Genomic DNA, 17,189 nt, shown 5'->3' with positions numbered 1-17,189 from the left:
GTCCTCCTCAGTTGTTAATAAGTCTTGTGATGCAGGTCTATAAACCCAACAACCGAGTCTAACCGGTGTTTGCGGCATGCGAACAATCCGGAAGACCCAATAGGTATGAAAAAACTCCCGGCACAGGGGCCTCGGCCCCCGTGCCGGGAGTTTGCGCAGCAGGCTAATGCCCACCGGCTCCGGGACAGAATCCCTTAGAGCGCGGTGGTGCTTCCGCCGGCGGCAGCGATCTTTTCAGCGGCGCTGGCCGAGAATGCGTGGACGGTGACGTCAACCTTGACGGTGATGTCGCCGGTGCCAAGCACCTTCACGGGCTGGTTCTTGCGAACGGCACCCTTTTCGACCAGGTTCTCCACGGTGACGGTGCCACCTTCCGGGAACAGCTCGTTGAGCTTCTCCAGGTTCACAACCTGGAACTCAACCCGGAACGGGTTCTTGAAGCCGCGCAGCTTCGGCAGGCGCATGTGCAGCGGCAGCTGGCCGCCAGCAAAGCCAGCCTTTACCTGGTAGCGGGCCTTCGTACCCTTGGTACCGCGACCGGCGGTCTTACCCTTGGAGCCTTCACCACGACCAACACGGGTCTTGGCGGTCTTGGCACCCGGGGCGGGACGCAGGTGGTGAACCTTCAGAGCGCTCTGCTTCTCAGCAGCTGCGGTCTCGGACGTGTTCTTCTCTGCCATTACTTCGCCTCCTCAACATTCACGAGGTGCGGAACCGTGTTGAGCATTCCCACGGTCACGGCGTCGGCGGTGCGGACAACGGTGTGTCCGATCCGCTTCAGGCCGAGGGACCGCAGGGTGTCGCGCTGGTTCTGCTTGGCGCCAATGACGCCCTTAATCTGGGTGATCTCCAACTTGGCGTCGGAGGGAATCAGGTTCTTAGCCATGACTTAGACCCCTGCCTTCTGGTTCATCAGAGCCTTCACCAGTGCCGGCGGAGCGATCTCGTCAAGCGGCAGGCCACGGCGTGCTGCCACGGCTGCCGGCTCTTCGAGGCGCTTCAGGGCATCAACGGTCGCGTGAACGATGTTGATGGCGTTGGAGGAACCGAGCGACTTGGAGAGGATGTCGTGGATGCCCACGCACTCCAGTACTGCACGGACCGGACCACCGGCGATAACACCGGTACCGGCGGAAGCCGGACGCAGCATTACGACGCCTGCAGCCGCTTCACCCTGAACGCGGTGAGGGATGGAGTTGCCAACGCGGGGAACGCGGAAGAAGGACTTCTTGGCCTCTTCAACGCCCTTGGCGATAGCCGCGGGAACTTCCTTGGCCTTGCCGTAACCGACGCCGACCAGACCGTTACCGTCACCAACGACGACGAGTGCGGTGAAGCTGAAGCGACGACCACCCTTGACGACCTTGGAAACGCGGTTGATGGTTACAACGCGCTCGATGAACTGGTTCTTCTCGGCTTCACGTCCGCCATCGCGGCCGCCACGGCCACCGCGGTCGCCGCGGCCCTGGCCACGCTCGCCGCGACGGGCGCCACCACGGCGGTCCTCGGTTGCGGGAGCAGTGGTCTCAGCAGCTGCGGCTTCGGTCGCCTTCTCTTCTGCAGACACAGTGTCCTTTTCCTTGTTTGCTTCGGTCACAGTGACAGCCCACCTTCGCGTGCACCGTCAGCGACGGCGGCGATCCGGCCGTGGTACTTGTTACCACCACGGTCGAAAACGACGGCTTCGACGCCGGCAGCCTTGGCACGCTCGGCGACGAGCTCGCCAACGCGCTTGGCCTTGGCGGTCTTGTCACCGTCGAATGCACGAAGGTCAGCTTCCAGAGTGGACGCGCTCGCTACGGTCTGGCCAATGGTGTCGTCGACAACCTGGACAAATACGTGGCGTGCGGAGCGGTTGACGACCAGGCGAGGACGTACAGCCGTTCCGGAAATGCGCTTGCGGATACGAAGTTGGCGGCGGCTGCGCGAAGCAGACTTGCTCTTGTTCGTACGCTTCTTGTTAATGGCGATGGCCATGGTTACTTACCAGCCTTTCCGACCTTGCGGCGGATGACTTCGCCCGCGTAGCGGATGCCCTTGCCCTTGTACGGGTCAGGCTTGCGCAGCTTGCGAATGTTGGCAGCAACCTCGCCGACCTGCTGCTTGTTGATGCCTGAGACAGAGAGCTTGGTCGGACCCTCTACTGCAAAGGTGATGCCAGCCGGAGCCGCAACGTTGACCGGGTGGCTGTAGCCCAGAGCGAACTCAAGGTCAGAACCCTTGGCCTGAACGCGGTAACCGGTACCGACGATTTCGAGCTTCTTCTCGTAGCCTGCGGTGACGCCCTGGATCATGTTGGCGATCAGGGTGCGGGTCAGGCCGTGGAGCGAACGGGAGGCCCGCTCGTCGTTCGGGCGGGTGACGGTCAGGGTGCTGTCTTCCAGCGCAACCTCGATCGGGCTGGCCACAGTGTGGGTCAGCTCGCCCTTGGAACCCTTGACGCTGACGACAGAGCCGTCAACCTTGACCTCAACGCCGGCAGGAACGGTGATGGGGAGACGTCCAATACGTGACATTATTCTCTTCCTTTCCCGTTACCAGACGTAAGCGAGGACTTCGCCGCCCACGCCCTTCTTGCCGGCCTGCTTGTCAGTCAGGAGGCCGGAAGAGGTGGACAGAATTGCGATACCCAGGCCACCCAGCACGTGCGGCAGGTTGGTGGACTTCGCGTAAACGCGGAGACCCGGCTTGGAGATGCGACGGACACCCGCGATTGAACGCTCGCGGTTCGGACCGAACTTGAGGTCGATGGTCAGCTTCTTGCCGACTTCAGCGTCCTCTTCCTTCCAGCCGGCGATAAAACCTTCGGCCTTGAGGATGTCAGCAACACGAGCCTTGAGCTTGCTGTAAGGCATGGAGACTGAATCGTGGTATGCCGAGTTTGCGTTACGCAGGCGCGTAAGCATATCTGCGACAGGATCTGTCATAGTCATTTGGGCACTTGCCCTTCCTCGTAACGGTTTCCGCCGTTCTGTCCCAGTGGAACCAGAGCGGCCGGACCTTTTACGTAGTTAATTAAGCTTCGGTTTTGAACGGGAAACCAAGCGCCTTGAGCAGCGCGCGGCCTTCGTCGTCGGTCTTGGCGGTGGTCACAACCGTGATGTCCATACCGCGGGTGCGGTCGATGGAGTCCTGGTCGATCTCGTGGAACATAACCTGCTCGGTCAGACCGAAGGTGTAGTTGCCGTTGCCATCAAACTGCTTGCCGCTGAGGCCGCGGAAGTCGCGGATACGGGGCAGGGCCAGCGTGACCAGACGGTCCACGAATTCCCACATGCGGTCGCCGCGCAGGGTTGCGTGTGCACCAATGGGCATGCCTTCGCGCAGCTTGAACTGGGCGATCGACTTGCGGGCCTTGGTGACCTGCGGCTTCTGGCCGGTGATCAGGGTGAGGTCGCGGACAGCGCCGTCGATCAGTTTGGAGTCCTTGGCGGCATCTCCAACACCCATGTTCACTACAACCTTGACCAGACGGGGAACCTGGTTCACGTTCTCGTACTTGAATTCCTCAAGAAGCGAGCTCTTGATGGAATCGGCGTACTTGGTCTTCAGACGAGGAACGATCTTCGTTGCCGGAGTCTCGAGAGTCTCAGTCATTAGATGTCCTTCCCGGAGCTCTTGGCCACGCGGATGCGGACGGTCTTCTTGACGCCGTCCTTCTCAACGGTGTCGAGGCGGAAACCAACGCGGGTCGGCTTCTTGGTGGACGGGTCAACGAGAGCCACGTTGGAAACGTGGATCGGAGCCTCGACAACCTCGATGCCGCCGGTCTTGGTGCCGCGCTGCGACTGGCCGACCTTGGTGTGCTTGGTTACGCGGTTGATACCCTCAACCAGCACGCGGTTGGTGTCCGGGAACACGCGCAGAACCTTGCCCTGCTTGCCACGGTCGCCGCCGCGCTCAGCCTTGGCGCCAGTGATGACCTGAACCAGGTCACCCTTCTTGATCTTAGCCATGGACTAGAGCACCTCCGGAGCCAGAGAAACGATCTTCATGAACTTCTTGTCACGGAGTTCACGACCAACCGGTCCGAAGATACGGGTACCGCGGGGGTCGCCGTCGTTCTTCAGGATGACGGCTGCGTTCTCGTCAAACTTGATGTAGGAACCATCCGCACGGCGGCGTTCCTTCTTGGTACGGACGATGACAGCCTTGACGACGTCGCCCTTCTTTACGTTGCCGCCCGGAATTGCATCCTTGACGGTTGCGACGATTACGTCGCCAATGCCTGCGTAGCGACGGCCAGATCCACCGAGAACGCGAATGGTAAGGATTTCCTTAGCACCCGTGTTGTCGGCGACCTTGAGTCGCGACTCCTGCTGAATCACTATTTACTCCTTGCGTCGCGCCGGTTCTCAGACCGAAAATCTTTCTACGGAATGAGCCTTGCGGAACGGTTGATCGGGGTGTCTCTTGACCTGACTGGATTTTGCCAGACCAGGCCTAAACGCCCGTGCCACAAACAGTTGCTTCCCAAGCCCGTGGAGGCGCAAGGGGGCACTATGCCGTGGCACGATTGTTTACGAGGTTTGCTGTCGGCGCACAACAGGCGCCATACAAACTCAAAATCTTAGCATAGTTTGGGCCAGGCTCCATATCACCTGCGGCCACTCCCCCGCAACGTACGACGGCGTCACGCAGGGCGGCCTTTTGGCCCACCGGCGGTGACACGCCCCCGCAAACCCGGGCCGCCGCCGTCGTACGCGTCCCCAAAACCTGCGCCGCGTGACGGACGATCCCCCGCTTAATGGGGAAACCCCCGCTCCCAAAGGGAACGGGGGTTTCCATGCAGCAAAGCTGCGGATGTTACTTGGCCTTTTCGAGGATTTCCACGAGCCGCCAGTTCTTGGTGGCGGACAGCGGCCGGGTCTCGGCGATGACAACCAGGTCGCCGATGCCGGCGGTGTTCTGCTCGTCGTGTGCCTTGACCTTGGAGGTGCGGCGGATGACCTTGCCGTACAGGGCGTGCTTCACGCGGTCTTCAACCTGAACAACGATGGTCTTGTCCATCTTGTCAGAGACCACGTAGCCGCGACGCGTCTTACGGTAACCGCGCTGCTCAGCCGTAGCTGCCGTAGCAGTTTCCGTCACGTTCTCGTCCTTTTCACTCACTTGGCGTCCTCCTCAGTCTCAGCCTCGGCCGGCGTTTCCGCCTTCTTAGCTGCAGACTTCTTGGACTTCTTTTCTTCCTTGGCTTCCACAACCGGTGCGGCAACCTCGGCACGAATGCCCAGCTCGCGCTCACGGAGAACGGTGTAGATGCGTGCGATGTCCTTCTTTACCGCGCGCAGACGACCGTGGTTCTCCAGCTGTCCGGTGGCGGACTGGAAACGCAGGTTGAACAGCTCTTCCTTGGACTTGCGGAGTTCCTCAACGAGACGCTCGTTGTCGAAACCGTCCAGCTGTGCGGGTGCAAGATCCTTTGACCCAACTGCCATTTCTATTCACCACCTTCGCGACGCACAATGCGTGCCTTCAACGGGAGCTTGTGGATCGCCAGGCGCAGGGCCTCGCGAGCTACCTCATCACTGACACCGGAGAGTTCAAAGAGAACCCGGCCCGGCTTGACGTTGGCGACCCACCATTCCGGCGAACCCTTACCGGAACCCATGCGGGTTTCGGCAGGCTTCTTGGTCAGCGGACGGTCCGGGTAGATGTTGATCCAGACCTTACCGCCACGCTTGATGTGGCGGGTCATCGCGATACGGGCAGATTCGATCTGACGGTTCGTGACGTATGCCGGGCTCAGGGCCTGGATGCCGTACTCACCGAAGGAGACCTTGGTACCGCCCGTGGCAGCGCCGGAACGACCCGGGTGGTGCTGCTTACGGTGCTTGACTCGACGTGGGATAAGCATTTAAGCCTGTCCTCCTTCTGCTGCCTGTGCCGGAGCTGCTGCCTCGGCTGCCGGAGCTGCAGCAGCAGGTGCTGCGTCGGCTGCCGGACGGTCGTTACGACGACGGCGGTCACCACGGTCAGCGCCACCCGGGCGGCCCGGACGGTCGCCGGAGCGGCCGCGGGACGGAGCAGCAGCTGCCTGCTGAGCCAGTTCCTTGGAGGTGACGTCGCCCTTGTAGATCCAGACCTTCACGCCGATGCGGCCGAAGGTGGTCTTGGCTTCGTAGAAGCCATAGTCGATGTTCGCGCGGAGGGTGTGCAGCGGCACACGGCCTTCGCGGTAGAACTCCGAGCGGGACATTTCTGCGCCACCCAGACGGCCCGAGCAAGCGATACGGATACCCTTGGCACCGGCACGCTGTGCGGACTGCATGGCCTTCTTCATCGCACGGCGGAATGCCACGCGGGAAGTCAGCTGCTCTGCAACACCCTGGGCAACAAGCTGGGCTTCCATCTCGGGGTTCTTGACCTCGAGGATGTTCAGCTGGACCTGCTTGCCGGTGAGCTTTTCGAGCTCGCCACGGATGCGGTCTGCCTCGGCGCCGCGGCGGCCGATGACGATGCCCGGACGTGCCGTGTGGATGTCCACGCGGACACGGTCGCGGGTGCGCTCGATCTCAACCTTGGCGATGCCGGCGCGCTCCATGCCCGTGGACATGAGCTGGCGGATACGGATGTCTTCGCGAACGAAGTCCTTGTACCGCTGGCCGGACTTGGTGCTGTCAGCGAACCAGTGCGATACGTGATCGGTGGTGATGCCGAGTCGGAACCCGTGCGGGTTTACTTTCTGTCCCACTTAGCGAGCCTCCTCTTTCTCCGGGGTAGCGACTACCACGGTGATGTGGCTCGTGCGCTTCTTGATCTGAAATGCACGACCCTGAGCACGCGGCTGGAACCGCTTCATGGTCGGGCCTTCATCAACAAACGCTTCGCTGATGATGAGGTCACCTTCGTCAAACGCAACACCGTCGCGGTCCGCGAGGACCCGGGCGTTGGAGATTGCCGACTGAACTACCTTGAATACCGGCTCCGAAGCTGCCTGGGGGGCAAACTTCAGAATTGCCAGAGCCTCGTTCGCTTGCTTACCACGAACAAGGTTGACGACGCGCCGGGCCTTCATAGGCGTTACGCGGATGTGGCGCGCAATTGCCTTGGCTTCCATTGCTTTCCTTCTCTCGTCTTTGACGTAAGTGCAGGCGCCTAGCGGCGCTTGCCCTTACGGTCGTCCTTGACATGGCCGCGGAATGTCCGCGTGGGAGCGAATTCGCCGAGCTTATGCCCGACCATCGACTCGGTGACAAACACCGGGATGTGCTTGCGTCCGTCGTGCACGGCGATCGTGTGCCCGAGCATGTCGGGGATGATCATCGAACGGCGGGACCAGGTCTTGATGACGTTCTTGGTGCCCTTTTCGTTTTCCCTTGCGACCTTCACAAAGAGGTGCTGGTCAACGAAAGGACCTTTTTTCAGGCTGCGTGGCATGTGTCCAGGCTCCTATCGCTTGTTCTTGCCAGTACGACGGCGACGAACAATAAGCTTGTCGCTCTCTTTGTTGGGGCGGCGGGTACGGCCTTCAGGCTTACCGTTCGGGTTGACCGGGTGACGACCACCGGAGGTCTTACCTTCACCACCACCGTGCGGGTGGTCAACCGGGTTCATGGCGACACCACGGACGGTCGGGCGAACGCCCTTCCACCGCATACGGCCGGCCTTGCCCCAGTTGATGTTCGACTGCTCGGCGTTGCCGACCTCGCCGATCGTGGCGCGGCAGCGCACGTCAACGTTGCGGATTTCGCCGGAGGGCAGACGCAGCTGGGCGAAACGGCCTTCCTTGGCGACGAGCTGAACAGAAGCACCGGCGGAACGGGCCATCTTGGCACCGCCGCCCGGACGCAGCTCAACCGCGTGGATAACAGTACCCACGGGGATGTTTCGCAGGGGCAGGTTGTTGCCAGGCTTGATGTCAGCGTTGGCGCCGGCTTCCACGAAGTCGCCCTGGGAGAGCTTGTTCGGGGCGATGATGTAACGCTTGGTGCCATCAACGTAGTGCAGGAGGGCGATGCGAGCCGTGCGGTTCGGATCGTACTCGATTTCGGCAACGCGGGCGTTGACGCCGTCCTTGTCGTGGCGACGGAAGTCGATCAGACGGTACTGGCGCTTGTGTCCACCACCCTTGTGACGGGTGGTGATCTTACCGGTGTTGTTACGGCCGCCCTTCTTGGGCAGCGGACGTACCAACGACTTTTCCGGCGTCGACCGCGTGATTTCGGTGAAGTCAGCTACGCTCGAGCCGCGGCGGCCCGGCGTAGTCGGCTTGTATTTACGGATTCCCATAATTTATTTCCTCGTTAAAGTGGTCTCCGCTACGCGAGCGGACCGCCGAAGATGTCGATAGTGCCTTCTTTGAGGGTCACAATGGCACGCTTGGTGTTCTTGCGGGTACCCCATCCGAATTTGGTGCGCTTGCGCTTACCGGCACGGTTGATGGTGTTGATCGATTCGACCTTGACGGAGAAGATCTTCTCCACGGCCAGCTTGATCTCGGTCTTGTTCGAGCGGGGGTCCACCAGGAAGGTGTACTTGCCCTCGTCGATCAGGCCGTAGCTCTTTTCCGAGACGACGGGTGCAAGCACAACGTCGCGCGGGTCTTTGATGGTGGCTGCGCTCACTTGGCATCCTCCTCGTTCTTTGCAGCCTTGTCAGCAACGAATGCTTCGTAGGCAGCCTTGGTGAAGACTACGTCGTCGGAGACGAGCACGTCGTAGGTGTTCAGCTGGTCCACGTACAGGACGTGAACTTCCGGGAGGTTGCGCACGGACAGTGCAGCAACATCGTTGGAACGCTCAATCACGACGAGCAGGTTCTTGCGCTCGGAGACGCCGCGCAGGGCTGCCAGTGCTGCCTTGGAGGACGGCTTGTCGCCGGCAACCAGTTCAGAAACGACGTGGACGCGGCCGTTACGGGCACGGTCAGAGAGTGCGCCGCGCAGGGCAGCAGCAATCATCTTCTTGGGGGTCCGCTGGCTGTAGTCACGCGGGGTGGGACCGTGGACAACGCCACCGCCGGTCATGTGAGGAGCACGGATGGAACCCTGACGGGCGCGGCCGGTACCCTTCTGCTTGAACGGCTTGCGGCCTGCACCGGAAACTTCGGCGCGGGTCTTGGTCTTGTGGGTACCCTGGCGAGCAGCAGCGAGCTGGGCAACGACGACCTGGTGCAGCAGCGGCACGTTGGTCTGAACGTCGAAGATCTCTGCAGGCAGGTCAACCTTGACAGTGTTAGCCATTGAACTAGGCTCCCTTCACGGCGGTGCGTACGAGTACGACCTGGCCGCGGGCACCGGGAACGGCGCCCTTGATCAGGAGCAGCGACTTCTCGACGTCAACCGCGTGGACCGTGAGGTTCAGCGTGGTGTGACGAACGGCGCCCATGCGGCCGGCCATTTTCATGCCCTTGAAGACGCGGCTCGGGGTGGATGCGCCACCGATTGAACCGGGCTTACGGTGGTTCTTGTGGGCACCGTGGGAAGCTCCAACGCCGTGGAAGCCGTGACGCTTCATAACACCGGCGAAGCCCTTACCCTTGGTGGTGCCTACGACGTCGATCTTCTGGCCGGCTTCGAAGACCTCTACGGAGAGCTCCTGGCCCAGCTCGTACTCGGCAGCATCTGCGGTACGGAGTTCGACGACGTGACGGCGAGGCGTGACGCCTGCCTTTTCAAAGTGACCAGCCAGCGGCTTGGTGACCTTGCGGGGATCGATCTGGCCGTAGCCGATCTGAACGGCGACGTAGCCATCAGTCTCTGCGTTACGCAGCTGGGTGATGACGTTCGAGTCAGCCTGGACAACAGTGACGGGGATGAGCTTGTTGTTCTCGTCCCAGACCTGGGTCATGCCGAGCTTCGTGCCCAGCAGGCCCTTTACGTTACGGGTTGCGGTCATAGTCTCTCAGCACCTCCCTACAGCTTGATTTCGATGTTCACGTCGGCCGGCAGGTCGAGACGCATGAGCGAGTCAACAGCCTTGGGCGTGGGGTCGATGATGTCGATCAGACGCTTGTGCGTGCGCATTTCAAAGTGCTCGCGGCTGTCCTTGTACTTGTGGGGAGAGCGGATAACGCAGTACACGTTCTTCTCCGTGGGCAGCGGCACCGGGCCGACTACCGTTGCGCCTGCGCGCGTGACCGTCTCAACGATCTTCCGTGCTGAAACGTCAATGACCTCGTGGTCGTATGACTTCAGCCGGATGCGGATTTTTTGTCCCGCCATGTCGCCTGACTCTCTTTCAGTAAGTGCTGCTCTGTTTACTTGCGTGTTGTGTGGCTGCCGAAGCAATTGAAGTCGTAACTACCACCCGCCGCACAAGCTGAATCCGGATGAATCCGGGTTCCTCAACCTGCCGGCGCACCCGACCCCCGCGGTCGGGCGTGTCGCGCTGTGCAAAACGCACGAGCCCGCAGTTCCTTGGGGGTTGGGTTATGTTTGGGCTTCAACCTGGACCCTGACACCCGGCATTATCCGGATCGGGACGCGAAAAAGCGCTTGAACAACTCATCTAGTATGCCGGAAATTATCCGAGTAAGCGAATCGGGCCCTTCAGCCGCCCGGTCACGCTGGCCAAACGCTCATTGCCGCCGGCAATCATCGGATGGATGATGGGTAAATGGCCGTGCAGAACGCCGACGCCGGCAACGACGCAGCCAACCCGGATTCAGTTCAAAACCTCGCCGGACGCCTGCGCCCGGATTTCACCCTGGGCGTTGCTGCCGCGGCCTTCCAGATCGAAGGCGCCATCGCGGCGGACGGGCGCGGGCCGTCGGGCTGGGACGCCTTTGCCGCCACGCCGGGCAACATCCTCAACGGGCACTCGCCGCAGGTGGCCTGTGACCACTATAACCGCGTGCCGGAAGACGTTGCCCTCATGCGCGAGCTCGGCATCGACTCCTACCGCTTCTCCATCTCATGGCCCAGGATCCATCCGGAGGGCCACGGCGCAGCCAACCCGCGGGGCCTGGACTTCTATGACCGGCTGGTTGACCTGCTGCTGGCGGCAGGCATTTCCCCCATGGCCACGCTCTACCACTGGGACACTCCCCTTCCGCTTGAGCGCAATGGAGGATGGATGAACCGCGCTACGGCCGAACGCTTCGCAGAATACGCGGCGGCGGCCGGCAAACGGCTCGGCGACCGGGTGGCGCAGTGGGTGACGCTCAACGAGCCCGTGTCCGTCACGCTGAACGGCTACGCACTCGGCGTCCACGCACCCGGCCGCGACCTGCTGTTCAAGGCGCTGCCTTCGGTCCACCACCAGCTGCTCGGCCACGGACTCGCGGTCCAGGCCCTGCGCGCCGCCGGCGTGGCCGGGACCGTCGGCGTCACCAACCTGCACTCCCCCGTACGCCCTGCCACCCGGCGGCTGGCGGACAGGCTGCTGGCCAAGGTCTGCGACCTTGTCCTCAACCGTGTGTACGCCGATCCCATCCTGCTGGGACGATATCCTGCCCCGCCGCTTGCCGCGCGTCCCTGGTTCAGGTTTCTGTCCCGGACGTCCGACGACGACCTCCGCCTGATCAGCCAACCGCTCGACTTCTACGGGGTGAACTACTACTACCCCGTGCGCGTCGCCTCAGGCCAAGGACCGGCGGACACCCCGGCAGGCAATGCGCCGGCCATGGCGCGGGTGCCGTTCCATTTTGCAGCCTTCCCCGAGTACGCCACCACGGGCTTCGGGTGGCCGGTGGCACCGGACCACCTGGGCATCCTGCTACGGGAGCTCAAGGACAGATACAGGGAGGCGTTACCGCCGGTGTACATCACCGAGAGCGGCGCGAGCTTTCCTGAACCCGAACACGTGACCGGCCCTATCGCAGACTCGGGGCGGATCGACTACCTGGCGCACCACCTGGACCAGGCGGTCAACGCCACTGGGCCCGGCGGCATCGCGCAGGACGTGCAACTGCTCGGCTACTTCGTCTGGACGTTCATGGACAACTTCGAATGGGCCGCCGGGTATTCACAGCGTTTCGGCCTCGTACATGTGGACTTCGATACCCTGAAACGGACGCCCAAGAAGTCCTTCTATTGGCTTCAGGCACTGAACCGGGCACGGTCGCGCACGGCCTGAGGGCCAGGCAACCCGCGCCTGGCAACCGGCCGCCGGATCTACTGGTCCTTGTTGGCCTACTGGTTCTTGTTCGCCCGGTTAATCCGTTTGGCACGCTCAATCTCGTGGCGGAAATGCTTTTTCGCCCAAACCACGCCCACCACCACGGCGGCAACCACCAGCAGGAAAATTAGCCAACCCATGATGCTCCCTCGTTGTCGCTGATCTGTCGCGAGCACTAACCCTATCAGGGACCAGGCGCGGTCCGCAGGCAGGAACCGCAGACACAAAAACAGCCCCGCTGCCAAGGGCAGCGGGGCTGTTTTCGAAGATCAGGCCGGTAACCGGCCCGCGATCAGCAAGAGTTACTTGTTGATCTTGGTGACACGTCCCGAACCAACGGTGCGGCCGCCTTCACGGATAGCGAAGCCGAGGCCCTCTTCCATAGCGATCGGCTGGATGAGCGCAACGGTCATCTCAGTGTTGTCGCCGGGCATAACCATTTCCGTGCCTTCCGGCAGGGTGATAACGCCGGTAACGTCCGTGGTACGGAAGTAGAACTGCGGGCGGTAGTTCGAGTAGAACGGGTTGTGACGTCCGCCTTCGTCCTTGGACAGGATGTAGACGTTGGCCTCGAAGTCGGTGTGCGGGGTGATGGAACCCGGCTTGACGACAACCTGGCCACGCTCGACGTCGTCGCGCTTCAGACCGCGGAGCAGCAGGCCACAGTTCTCGCCGGCCCATGCTTCGTCGAGCTGCTTGTGGAACATCTCGATACCGGTAACCGTGGTCTTCTGGACCGGGCGGATACCGACGATCTCGACCTCAGAGTTGATGGCGAGGGTACCGCGCTCGGCGCGACCCGTCACAACGGTGCCACGACCGGTGATGGTGAAGACGTCTTCGATCGGCATCAGGAACGGCTTGTCGCGGTCACGTACGGGGTCCGGAACGGACTCGTCGACAGCAGCCATCAGGTCCTCAACGGACTTGACCCACTCGGGGTCGCCTTCCAGGGCCTTCAGGCCGGAAACGCGGACAACCGGTGCTTCGTCGCCATCGAAGCCCTGCGAGCTCAGGAGCTCACGAACTTCCATTTCGACGAGGTCGAGGAGTTCCTCGTCGTCAACCATGTCTGCCTTGTTCAGCGCGACCAGCAGGTAGGGAACACCAACCTGGCGGGCGAGCAGAACGTGCTCGCGGGTCTGAGCCATCGGGCCGTCAGTAGCGGCAACCACGAGGATTGCGCCGTCCATCTGAGCAGCACCGGTGATCATGTTCTTGATGTAGTCAGCGTGACCCGGAGCGTCTACGTGTGCGTAGTGGCGCTTCTCGGTCTGGTACTCAACGTGGGAGATGTTGATGGTAATGCCGCGCTGACGCTCTTCCGGAGCAGAGTCGATCGACGCGAAGTCACGCTTCTCGTTGAGAGTCGGGTACTTGTCGTACAGCACCTTGGAAATGGCGGCCGTCAACGTCGTCTTACCGTGGTCAACGTGACCGATGGTACCGATGTTAACGTGCGGCTTAGTCCGCTCGAACTTTGCCTTTGCCACAGGTTCCTCCTAGAACGTTTTTCAAATGGCTTACCTTCGACCGCGCTTATCGCGGCAGAAACTCCAGTAAGTCTACTTGGGGGCTTTGGATTGGTGAAATTGCAGATTCAGGAACTAATACTAGTGCCTAAAGCCTGTTCGTGCTGATGGCCGGAACCGGGCCGGAACCAGTGTTCCGGCCATCCGCACTAGGTGTGTTCCGCAGAGGAAACGCACCTGGTTTTTCGCAGCTTGTCGCGTGGACAGTCCTGGGGACTATTCGCCGCGGGACTTCTGGATGATCTCGTCGGCAACTGCCTTCGGGACCTCGGCGTAGCTGTTGAACGTCATGGAGTACACAGCGCGGCCCTGGGTCTTGGAACGCAGGTCACCGATGTAGCCGAACATGCCGGACAGCGGAACGTGCGCGCGGACAACCTTGACGCCCTGCGCATCTTCCATGGACTGCATCTGGCCACGGCGGGAGTTGAGGTCACCGATAACTTCACCCATGTATTCCTCAGGGGTGCGGACCTCGACATCCATCAGCGGTTCGAGCAGAACAGGGTTCGCCTTGCGTGCGGCTTCCTTGAAAGCCATACGGCCGGCGATCTTGAACGCCATTTCCGAGGAGTCAACATCGTGGTAAGCGCCGTCAATCAGCGTTGCCTTGATGCCCACAACCGGGTAGCCGGCCAGGACGCCGTCGTTCAGCGCATCCTGGATACCGGCGTCGACCGACGGGATGTACTCGCGGGGAACGCGGCCACCGGTGACCTTGTTCTCGAACTCGTACAGCTCGCCTTCGGAGGTGTCCATCGGCTCGATCGCAATCTGGATCTTTGCGAACTGGCCGGAACCACCGGTCTGCTTCTTGTGCGTGTAGTCGTGACGCTCTACAGCACGCTTGATGGTTTCGCGGTAGGCAACCTGCGGCTTACCAACGTTTGCCTCGACCTTGAATTCGCGGCGCATGCGGTCCACCAGGATGTCCAGGTGGAGCTCGCCCATGCCGGCGATGATGGTCTGGCCGGTGTCTTCGTTGAGGGAGACCTGGAAGGTCGGGTCCTCAGCGGAGAGCTTCTGGATGGCCGTGGAGAGCTTCTCCTGGTCACCCTTGGTGTTCGGCTCGATGGCAACCGAGATCACGGGCTCCGGGAAGCTCATGGACTCGAGGACGATCTGGTTGGAGGAGTCGCACAGGGTGTCGCCCGTGGTGGTGTCCTTCAGACCGATGGCTGCGTAGATGTGGCCCGCGGTAGCGCCGTCGACCGGCATTTCCTTGTTGGCGTGCATCTGGAACAGCTTGCCGATGCGCTCCTTCTTGCCCTTGGTGGAGTTAACCACCTGCGCGCCTGCTTCCACGTGACCGGAGTACACGCGAACGAAGGTGAGCTGGCCGAAGAACGGGTGCGCGGCGATCTTGAACGCCAGTGCAGAGAACGGCTCTTCGGAAGAAGGCTTGCGGGTCAGTTCCTTCTCTTCGTCGCGGGGATCGTGACCGATCATCGGCGGGACGTCGAGCGGGTTCGGCAGGTAGTCGACGACAGCATCGAGCATCGGCTGAACGCCACGGTTCTTGAACGCGGAACCACAGAATACCGGGTAGATCTCGGAGTTGATCGTCATCTTGCGGATGCCGGCCTTGAGTTCGTCGATGGTGATTTCTTCACCTTCGAGGTACTTCTCCATGAGTTCTTCAGAGGACTCTGCGACGGCTTCCACGAGGTTTGCGCGGTATTCCTCGGCCTTGGCCTTGAGGTCTTCCGGGATTTCGCGGATTTCGTACTTGGCGCCCATGGTGACGTCACCCTTGGCATCGCCAGGCCATACGAGCGAACGCATGTACAGCAGGTCAACGACGCCGATGAAGTCGTTCTCGGCACCGATCGGCAGCTGCATAACCAGCGGCTTGGCACCGAGGCGGCTGATGATGGTGTCTACGGTGAAGTAGAAGTCAGCGCCGAGCTTGTCCATCTTGTTGACGAAGCAGATACGCGGGACGTTGTACTTGTCAGCCTGGCGCCAAACGGTCTCAGACTGCGGCTCAACGCCTTCCTTGCCATCGAAGACGGCAACTGCACCGTCGAGGACGCGCAGGGAGCGCTCAACCTCAACCGTGAAGTCCACGTGGCCCGGGGTGTCGATGATGTTGATCTGGTTGTTCTCCCAGAAGCAGGTCACGGCGGCAGACGTGATGGTGATGCCGCGTTCCTTTTCCTGTTCCATCCAGTCAGTGGTCGAAGCGCCGTCGTGCGTTTCGCCAATCTTGTGGTTCACACCTGTGTAGAACAGGATGCGCTCGGTTGTGGTGGTCTTGCCGGCATCGATGTGGGCCATGATGCCGATGTTGCGGACCTTACTAAGGTCTGTAAGCACGTCCTGTGCCACGGTGTCTCCCTTTCGGATGGACTACGCGTTCGCCGCCGGCTCGTCTGAGCCGGCGGCGTCCGGGAAGTTTTACCAGCGGTAGTGGGCGAAGGCCTTGTTGGACTCGGCCATCTTGTGGGTGTCTTCGCGACGCTTCACAGCGGCACCGAGACCGTTCGAGGCATCCAGGATTTCGTTCTGGAGGCGCTCGGTCATCGTCTTTTCGCGGCGGGCCTTGGAGTAGCCGACCAGCCAACGCAGGGCGAGGGCGGTGGAGCGGCCCGGCTTGACCTCGACCGGAACCTGGTAGGTGGCGCCACCGACACGGCGGGAGCGGACCTCGAGGGAAGGCTTGACGTTGTCCATGGCCTTCTTGAGGGCTGCAACGGGATCGCCGCCGGACTTCGCACGGGCACCTTCGAGTGCACCGTAAACGATGCGCTCTGCGGTGGACTTCTTACCGTCAACCAGCACCTTGTTGATCAGCTGGGTGACCAGCGGGGAGCCGTAGACGGGATCTGATACGAGCGGCCGCTTCGGGGCCGGACCCTTGCGAGGCATATTACTTCTTCTCCATCTTTGCGCCGTAGCGGCTGCGTGCCTGCTTACGGTTCTTGACACCCTGGGTATCGAGGGCACCGCGGACGATCTTGTAGCGGACACCGGGGAGGTCCTTCACACGACCACCACGAACGAGCACAATGGAGTGCTCCTGGAGGTTGTGGCCAACACCGGGGATGTAGGCGGTAACTTCAATACCACCGTTGAGGCGCACACGTGCAACCTTACGCAGAGCCGAGTTCGGCTTCTTCGGGGTGGTGGTGTAGACGCGGGTGCAAACACCGCGGCGCATCGGGCTGCCCTTAAGCGCGGGAGCCTTGGTCTTTGAGACCTTCGGCGTGCGGCCCTTGCGGACCAGCTGGTTAATCGTAGGCACTTTCGTGTTCTCCGTTTTTTTGATCTCTGCCCCCGCGCCAGGCGTCAGCCTGTCTGTGCGTGAGAGCTTTGGCGTTGTCCTTGCGGCCTAGGTACGAAACCAGGTGGGCGTGCAAAAGTGCGGCATTCGTTGCGCACGTAGCCCGCAACCCGGAAACAGGCTCCGCCCAACATCATGAGAACAAAACCAAAATGATGTTGCGGCGGCCTTCATCCACTGCCACACAGAACAATTACACAAAGTCTAGCATGGCTTGATCTGGAGCCTGAATCGGGTGTAGGGGGCGGACGACGACGGCGGGTACCGGCCGCCGTCGTCGCGCCCCAAAACGGGAAGGACCCCGCACTC

At 61.5% G+C, this 17,189-nt stretch carries 26 protein-coding genes; 1 reads left to right on the top strand and 25 read right to left on the bottom strand.

Annotation, left to right across the window (positions count from 1 at the left end; genetic code table 11):
• Positions 1 to 194 precede the first annotated feature (194 nt).
• The 20 genes from rplO to rpsJ form a co-directional block, all read right to left on the bottom strand.
• Entirely contained in the window at positions 195 to 680 is a 486-nt protein-coding gene (gene rplO / locus ACFRAU_RS06340; RefSeq protein ID WP_377997729.1) for a 50S ribosomal protein L15, read from the bottom strand.
• On the bottom strand, positions 680 to 886 hold the full coding sequence (gene rpmD, locus ACFRAU_RS06335) for a 50S ribosomal protein L30 (RefSeq protein ID WP_377949446.1): 207 nt from the start codon (positions 884 to 886) through the stop codon (positions 680 to 682). The genes rplO and rpmD overlap by 1 nt, the downstream gene beginning before the upstream one ends.
• A gap of 3 nt (positions 887 to 889) precedes the next feature.
• Positions 890 to 1,597 (bottom strand): 30S ribosomal protein S5, encoded by a 708-nt coding sequence (rpsE, locus tag ACFRAU_RS06330; protein ID WP_377999217.1) that lies wholly within the window; start codon positions 1,595 to 1,597, stop codon positions 890 to 892.
• The gene (rplR, locus tag ACFRAU_RS06325; RefSeq protein WP_003803763.1) at positions 1,594 to 1,977 is read right to left on the bottom strand and encodes a 50S ribosomal protein L18; all 384 of its coding nucleotides are present in this window, start codon (positions 1,975 to 1,977) and stop codon (positions 1,594 to 1,596) included. The genes rpsE and rplR overlap by 4 nt, the downstream gene beginning before the upstream one ends.
• 2 nt (positions 1,978 to 1,979) lie before the next feature.
• Positions 1,980 to 2,516 carry a 50S ribosomal protein L6 gene (gene rplF / locus ACFRAU_RS06320; RefSeq protein ID WP_377997730.1) on the bottom strand — a complete coding sequence of 179 codons (537 nt, stop codon included), beginning with the start codon at positions 2,514 to 2,516 and terminating at the stop codon, positions 1,980 to 1,982.
• 18 nt (positions 2,517 to 2,534) lie between these two features.
• Complete coding sequence (rpsH, locus tag ACFRAU_RS06315) at positions 2,535 to 2,933, bottom strand: 30S ribosomal protein S8 (RefSeq protein ID WP_003803767.1); 399 nt, start codon at positions 2,931 to 2,933, stop codon at positions 2,535 to 2,537.
• An 82-nt stretch (positions 2,934 to 3,015) separates the two neighbouring features.
• Positions 3,016 to 3,597 carry a 50S ribosomal protein L5 gene (gene rplE / locus ACFRAU_RS06310; RefSeq protein ID WP_331572343.1) on the bottom strand — a complete coding sequence of 194 codons (582 nt, stop codon included), beginning with the start codon at positions 3,595 to 3,597 and terminating at the stop codon, positions 3,016 to 3,018.
• Positions 3,597 to 3,956: a 50S ribosomal protein L24 gene (gene rplX, locus ACFRAU_RS06305; protein WP_003803770.1), complete on the bottom strand. Its 360-nt coding sequence runs from the start codon at positions 3,954 to 3,956 to the stop codon at positions 3,597 to 3,599. The genes rplE and rplX overlap by 1 nt, the downstream gene beginning before the upstream one ends.
• Positions 3,957 to 3,959: 3 nt before the next feature.
• Entirely contained in the window at positions 3,960 to 4,328 is a 369-nt protein-coding gene (rplN, locus tag ACFRAU_RS06300; RefSeq protein WP_003803789.1) for a 50S ribosomal protein L14, read from the bottom strand.
• A 478-nt stretch (positions 4,329 to 4,806) separates the two neighbouring features.
• Positions 4,807 to 5,112, bottom strand: a complete 306-nt coding sequence (rpsQ, locus tag ACFRAU_RS06295; protein WP_076801234.1) for a 30S ribosomal protein S17 — start codon at positions 5,110 to 5,112, stop codon at positions 4,807 to 4,809.
• Positions 5,109 to 5,438, bottom strand: a complete 330-nt coding sequence (gene rpmC, locus ACFRAU_RS06290; protein WP_377997731.1) for a 50S ribosomal protein L29 — start codon at positions 5,436 to 5,438, stop codon at positions 5,109 to 5,111. The genes rpsQ and rpmC overlap by 4 nt, the downstream gene beginning before the upstream one ends.
• A 2-nt stretch (positions 5,439 to 5,440) precedes the next feature.
• On the bottom strand, positions 5,441 to 5,857 hold the full coding sequence (gene rplP, locus ACFRAU_RS06285; RefSeq protein ID WP_102973688.1) for a 50S ribosomal protein L16: 417 nt from the start codon (positions 5,855 to 5,857) through the stop codon (positions 5,441 to 5,443).
• Positions 5,858 to 6,694, bottom strand: a complete 837-nt coding sequence (rpsC, locus tag ACFRAU_RS06280; RefSeq protein WP_003803796.1) for a 30S ribosomal protein S3 — start codon at positions 6,692 to 6,694, stop codon at positions 5,858 to 5,860. It lies immediately after the preceding gene.
• Positions 6,695 to 7,060 carry a 50S ribosomal protein L22 gene (gene rplV / locus ACFRAU_RS06275; protein WP_003803798.1) on the bottom strand — a complete coding sequence of 122 codons (366 nt, stop codon included), beginning with the start codon at positions 7,058 to 7,060 and terminating at the stop codon, positions 6,695 to 6,697.
• Between the two features lie 38 nt (positions 7,061 to 7,098).
• Complete coding sequence (gene rpsS, locus ACFRAU_RS06270) at positions 7,099 to 7,380, bottom strand: 30S ribosomal protein S19 (protein ID WP_003803803.1); 282 nt, start codon at positions 7,378 to 7,380, stop codon at positions 7,099 to 7,101.
• A gap of 12 nt (positions 7,381 to 7,392) precedes the next feature.
• Positions 7,393 to 8,232 (bottom strand): 50S ribosomal protein L2, encoded by an 840-nt coding sequence (gene rplB / locus ACFRAU_RS06265; RefSeq protein ID WP_003803804.1) that lies wholly within the window; start codon positions 8,230 to 8,232, stop codon positions 7,393 to 7,395.
• Positions 8,233 to 8,261: 29 nt separating this feature from the next.
• Positions 8,262 to 8,567, bottom strand: coding sequence for a 50S ribosomal protein L23 (rplW, locus tag ACFRAU_RS06260; protein WP_011692807.1), 306 nt, complete (start codon positions 8,565 to 8,567; stop codon positions 8,262 to 8,264).
• The gene (gene rplD / locus ACFRAU_RS06255; RefSeq protein ID WP_377999216.1) at positions 8,564 to 9,184 is read right to left on the bottom strand and encodes a 50S ribosomal protein L4; all 621 of its coding nucleotides are present in this window, start codon (positions 9,182 to 9,184) and stop codon (positions 8,564 to 8,566) included. Before rplD ends, rplW begins: the two co-directional genes overlap by 4 nt.
• 4 nt (positions 9,185 to 9,188) lie before the next feature.
• Positions 9,189 to 9,839 carry a 50S ribosomal protein L3 gene (rplC, locus tag ACFRAU_RS06250; protein ID WP_331572353.1) on the bottom strand — a complete coding sequence of 217 codons (651 nt, stop codon included), beginning with the start codon at positions 9,837 to 9,839 and terminating at the stop codon, positions 9,189 to 9,191.
• 17 nt (positions 9,840 to 9,856) lie between these two features.
• Complete coding sequence (gene rpsJ / locus ACFRAU_RS06245; RefSeq protein ID WP_003803825.1) at positions 9,857 to 10,165, bottom strand: 30S ribosomal protein S10; 309 nt, start codon at positions 10,163 to 10,165, stop codon at positions 9,857 to 9,859.
• Positions 10,166 to 10,559: 394 nt separating this feature from the next.
• Here rpsJ and ACFRAU_RS06240 point away from each other — a divergent pair, with 394 nt between their 5' ends.
• Entirely contained in the window at positions 10,560 to 12,020 is a 1,461-nt protein-coding gene (locus ACFRAU_RS06240) for a GH1 family beta-glucosidase (protein WP_377999215.1), read from the top strand.
• Between the two features lie 56 nt (positions 12,021 to 12,076).
• On the opposite strand, the gene ACFRAU_RS06235 is transcribed toward ACFRAU_RS06240, so the two are convergent.
• The 5 genes from ACFRAU_RS06235 to rpsL form a co-directional block, all read right to left on the bottom strand.
• On the bottom strand, positions 12,077 to 12,202 hold the full coding sequence (locus tag ACFRAU_RS06235; RefSeq protein WP_262982871.1) for a hypothetical protein: 126 nt from the start codon (positions 12,200 to 12,202) through the stop codon (positions 12,077 to 12,079).
• A gap of 162 nt (positions 12,203 to 12,364) precedes the next feature.
• Complete coding sequence (tuf, locus tag ACFRAU_RS06230; protein WP_102973690.1) at positions 12,365 to 13,555, bottom strand: elongation factor Tu; 1,191 nt, start codon at positions 13,553 to 13,555, stop codon at positions 12,365 to 12,367.
• Between the two features lie 255 nt (positions 13,556 to 13,810).
• Positions 13,811 to 15,925, bottom strand: a complete 2,115-nt coding sequence (gene fusA, locus ACFRAU_RS06225) for an elongation factor G (protein WP_377997735.1) — start codon at positions 15,923 to 15,925, stop codon at positions 13,811 to 13,813.
• Positions 15,926 to 15,994: 69 nt separating this feature from the next.
• Entirely contained in the window at positions 15,995 to 16,465 is a 471-nt protein-coding gene (rpsG, locus tag ACFRAU_RS06220) for a 30S ribosomal protein S7 (protein WP_003803829.1), read from the bottom strand.
• Between the two features lies 1 nt (position 16,466).
• Positions 16,467 to 16,841: a 30S ribosomal protein S12 gene (gene rpsL, locus ACFRAU_RS06215; protein WP_003803830.1), complete on the bottom strand. Its 375-nt coding sequence runs from the start codon at positions 16,839 to 16,841 to the stop codon at positions 16,467 to 16,469.
• Positions 16,842 to 17,189: the final 348 nt, after the last annotated feature.

This window comes from Arthrobacter sp. NPDC056691, from assembly GCF_042791415.1.
Taxonomy (GTDB): domain Bacteria; phylum Actinomycetota; class Actinomycetes; order Actinomycetales; family Micrococcaceae; genus Arthrobacter.
The sequence above is the reverse complement of the archived record's forward strand: the minus strand, read 5'-3'. Positions and strand labels throughout refer to the sequence as shown.

What these genes read in the sequence shown, in the direction of transcription:
- rpmD (WP_377949446.1), bottom strand. Translation starts at nt 886, where the DNA reads ATGGCTAAGAACCTGATTCCCTCCGACGCCAAGTTGGAGATCACCCAG.
- rpsJ (WP_003803825.1), bottom strand. Translation starts at nt 10,165, where the DNA reads ATGGCGGGACAAAAAATCCGCATCCGGCTGAAGTCATACGACCACGAG.
- rpsG (WP_003803829.1), bottom strand. Translation starts at nt 16,465, where the DNA reads ATGCCTCGCAAGGGTCCGGCCCCGAAGCGGCCGCTCGTATCAGATCCC.
- rplO (WP_377997729.1), bottom strand. Translation starts at nt 680, where the DNA reads ATGGCAGAGAAGAACACGTCCGAGACCGCAGCTGCTGAGAAGCAGAGC.
- rplC (WP_331572353.1), bottom strand. Translation starts at nt 9,839, where the DNA reads ATGACCGCAACCCGTAACGTAAAGGGCCTGCTGGGCACGAAGCTCGGC.
- rplP (WP_102973688.1), bottom strand. Translation starts at nt 5,857, where the DNA reads ATGCTTATCCCACGTCGAGTCAAGCACCGTAAGCAGCACCACCCGGGT.
- ACFRAU_RS06235 (WP_262982871.1), bottom strand. Translation starts at nt 12,202, where the DNA reads ATGGGTTGGCTAATTTTCCTGCTGGTGGTTGCCGCCGTGGTGGTGGGC.
- rplF (WP_377997730.1), bottom strand. Translation starts at nt 2,516, where the DNA reads ATGTCACGTATTGGACGTCTCCCCATCACCGTTCCTGCCGGCGTTGAG.
- rplX (WP_003803770.1), bottom strand. Translation starts at nt 3,956, where the DNA reads ATGGCTAAGATCAAGAAGGGTGACCTGGTTCAGGTCATCACTGGCGCC.
- rplV (WP_003803798.1), bottom strand. Translation starts at nt 7,060, where the DNA reads ATGGAAGCCAAGGCAATTGCGCGCCACATCCGCGTAACGCCTATGAAG.
- ACFRAU_RS06240 (WP_377999215.1), top strand. Translation starts at nt 10,560, where the DNA reads ATGGCCGTGCAGAACGCCGACGCCGGCAACGACGCAGCCAACCCGGAT.
- rplD (WP_377999216.1), bottom strand. Translation starts at nt 9,184, where the DNA reads ATGGCTAACACTGTCAAGGTTGACCTGCCTGCAGAGATCTTCGACGTT.
- rplR (WP_003803763.1), bottom strand. Translation starts at nt 1,977, where the DNA reads ATGGCCATCGCCATTAACAAGAAGCGTACGAACAAGAGCAAGTCTGCT.
- rplB (WP_003803804.1), bottom strand. Translation starts at nt 8,232, where the DNA reads ATGGGAATCCGTAAATACAAGCCGACTACGCCGGGCCGCCGCGGCTCG.
- rpmC (WP_377997731.1), bottom strand. Translation starts at nt 5,438, where the DNA reads ATGGCAGTTGGGTCAAAGGATCTTGCACCCGCACAGCTGGACGGTTTC.
- rplE (WP_331572343.1), bottom strand. Translation starts at nt 3,597, where the DNA reads ATGACTGAGACTCTCGAGACTCCGGCAACGAAGATCGTTCCTCGTCTG.
- rpsS (WP_003803803.1), bottom strand. Translation starts at nt 7,380, where the DNA reads ATGCCACGCAGCCTGAAAAAAGGTCCTTTCGTTGACCAGCACCTCTTT.
- rpsH (WP_003803767.1), bottom strand. Translation starts at nt 2,933, where the DNA reads ATGACTATGACAGATCCTGTCGCAGATATGCTTACGCGCCTGCGTAAC.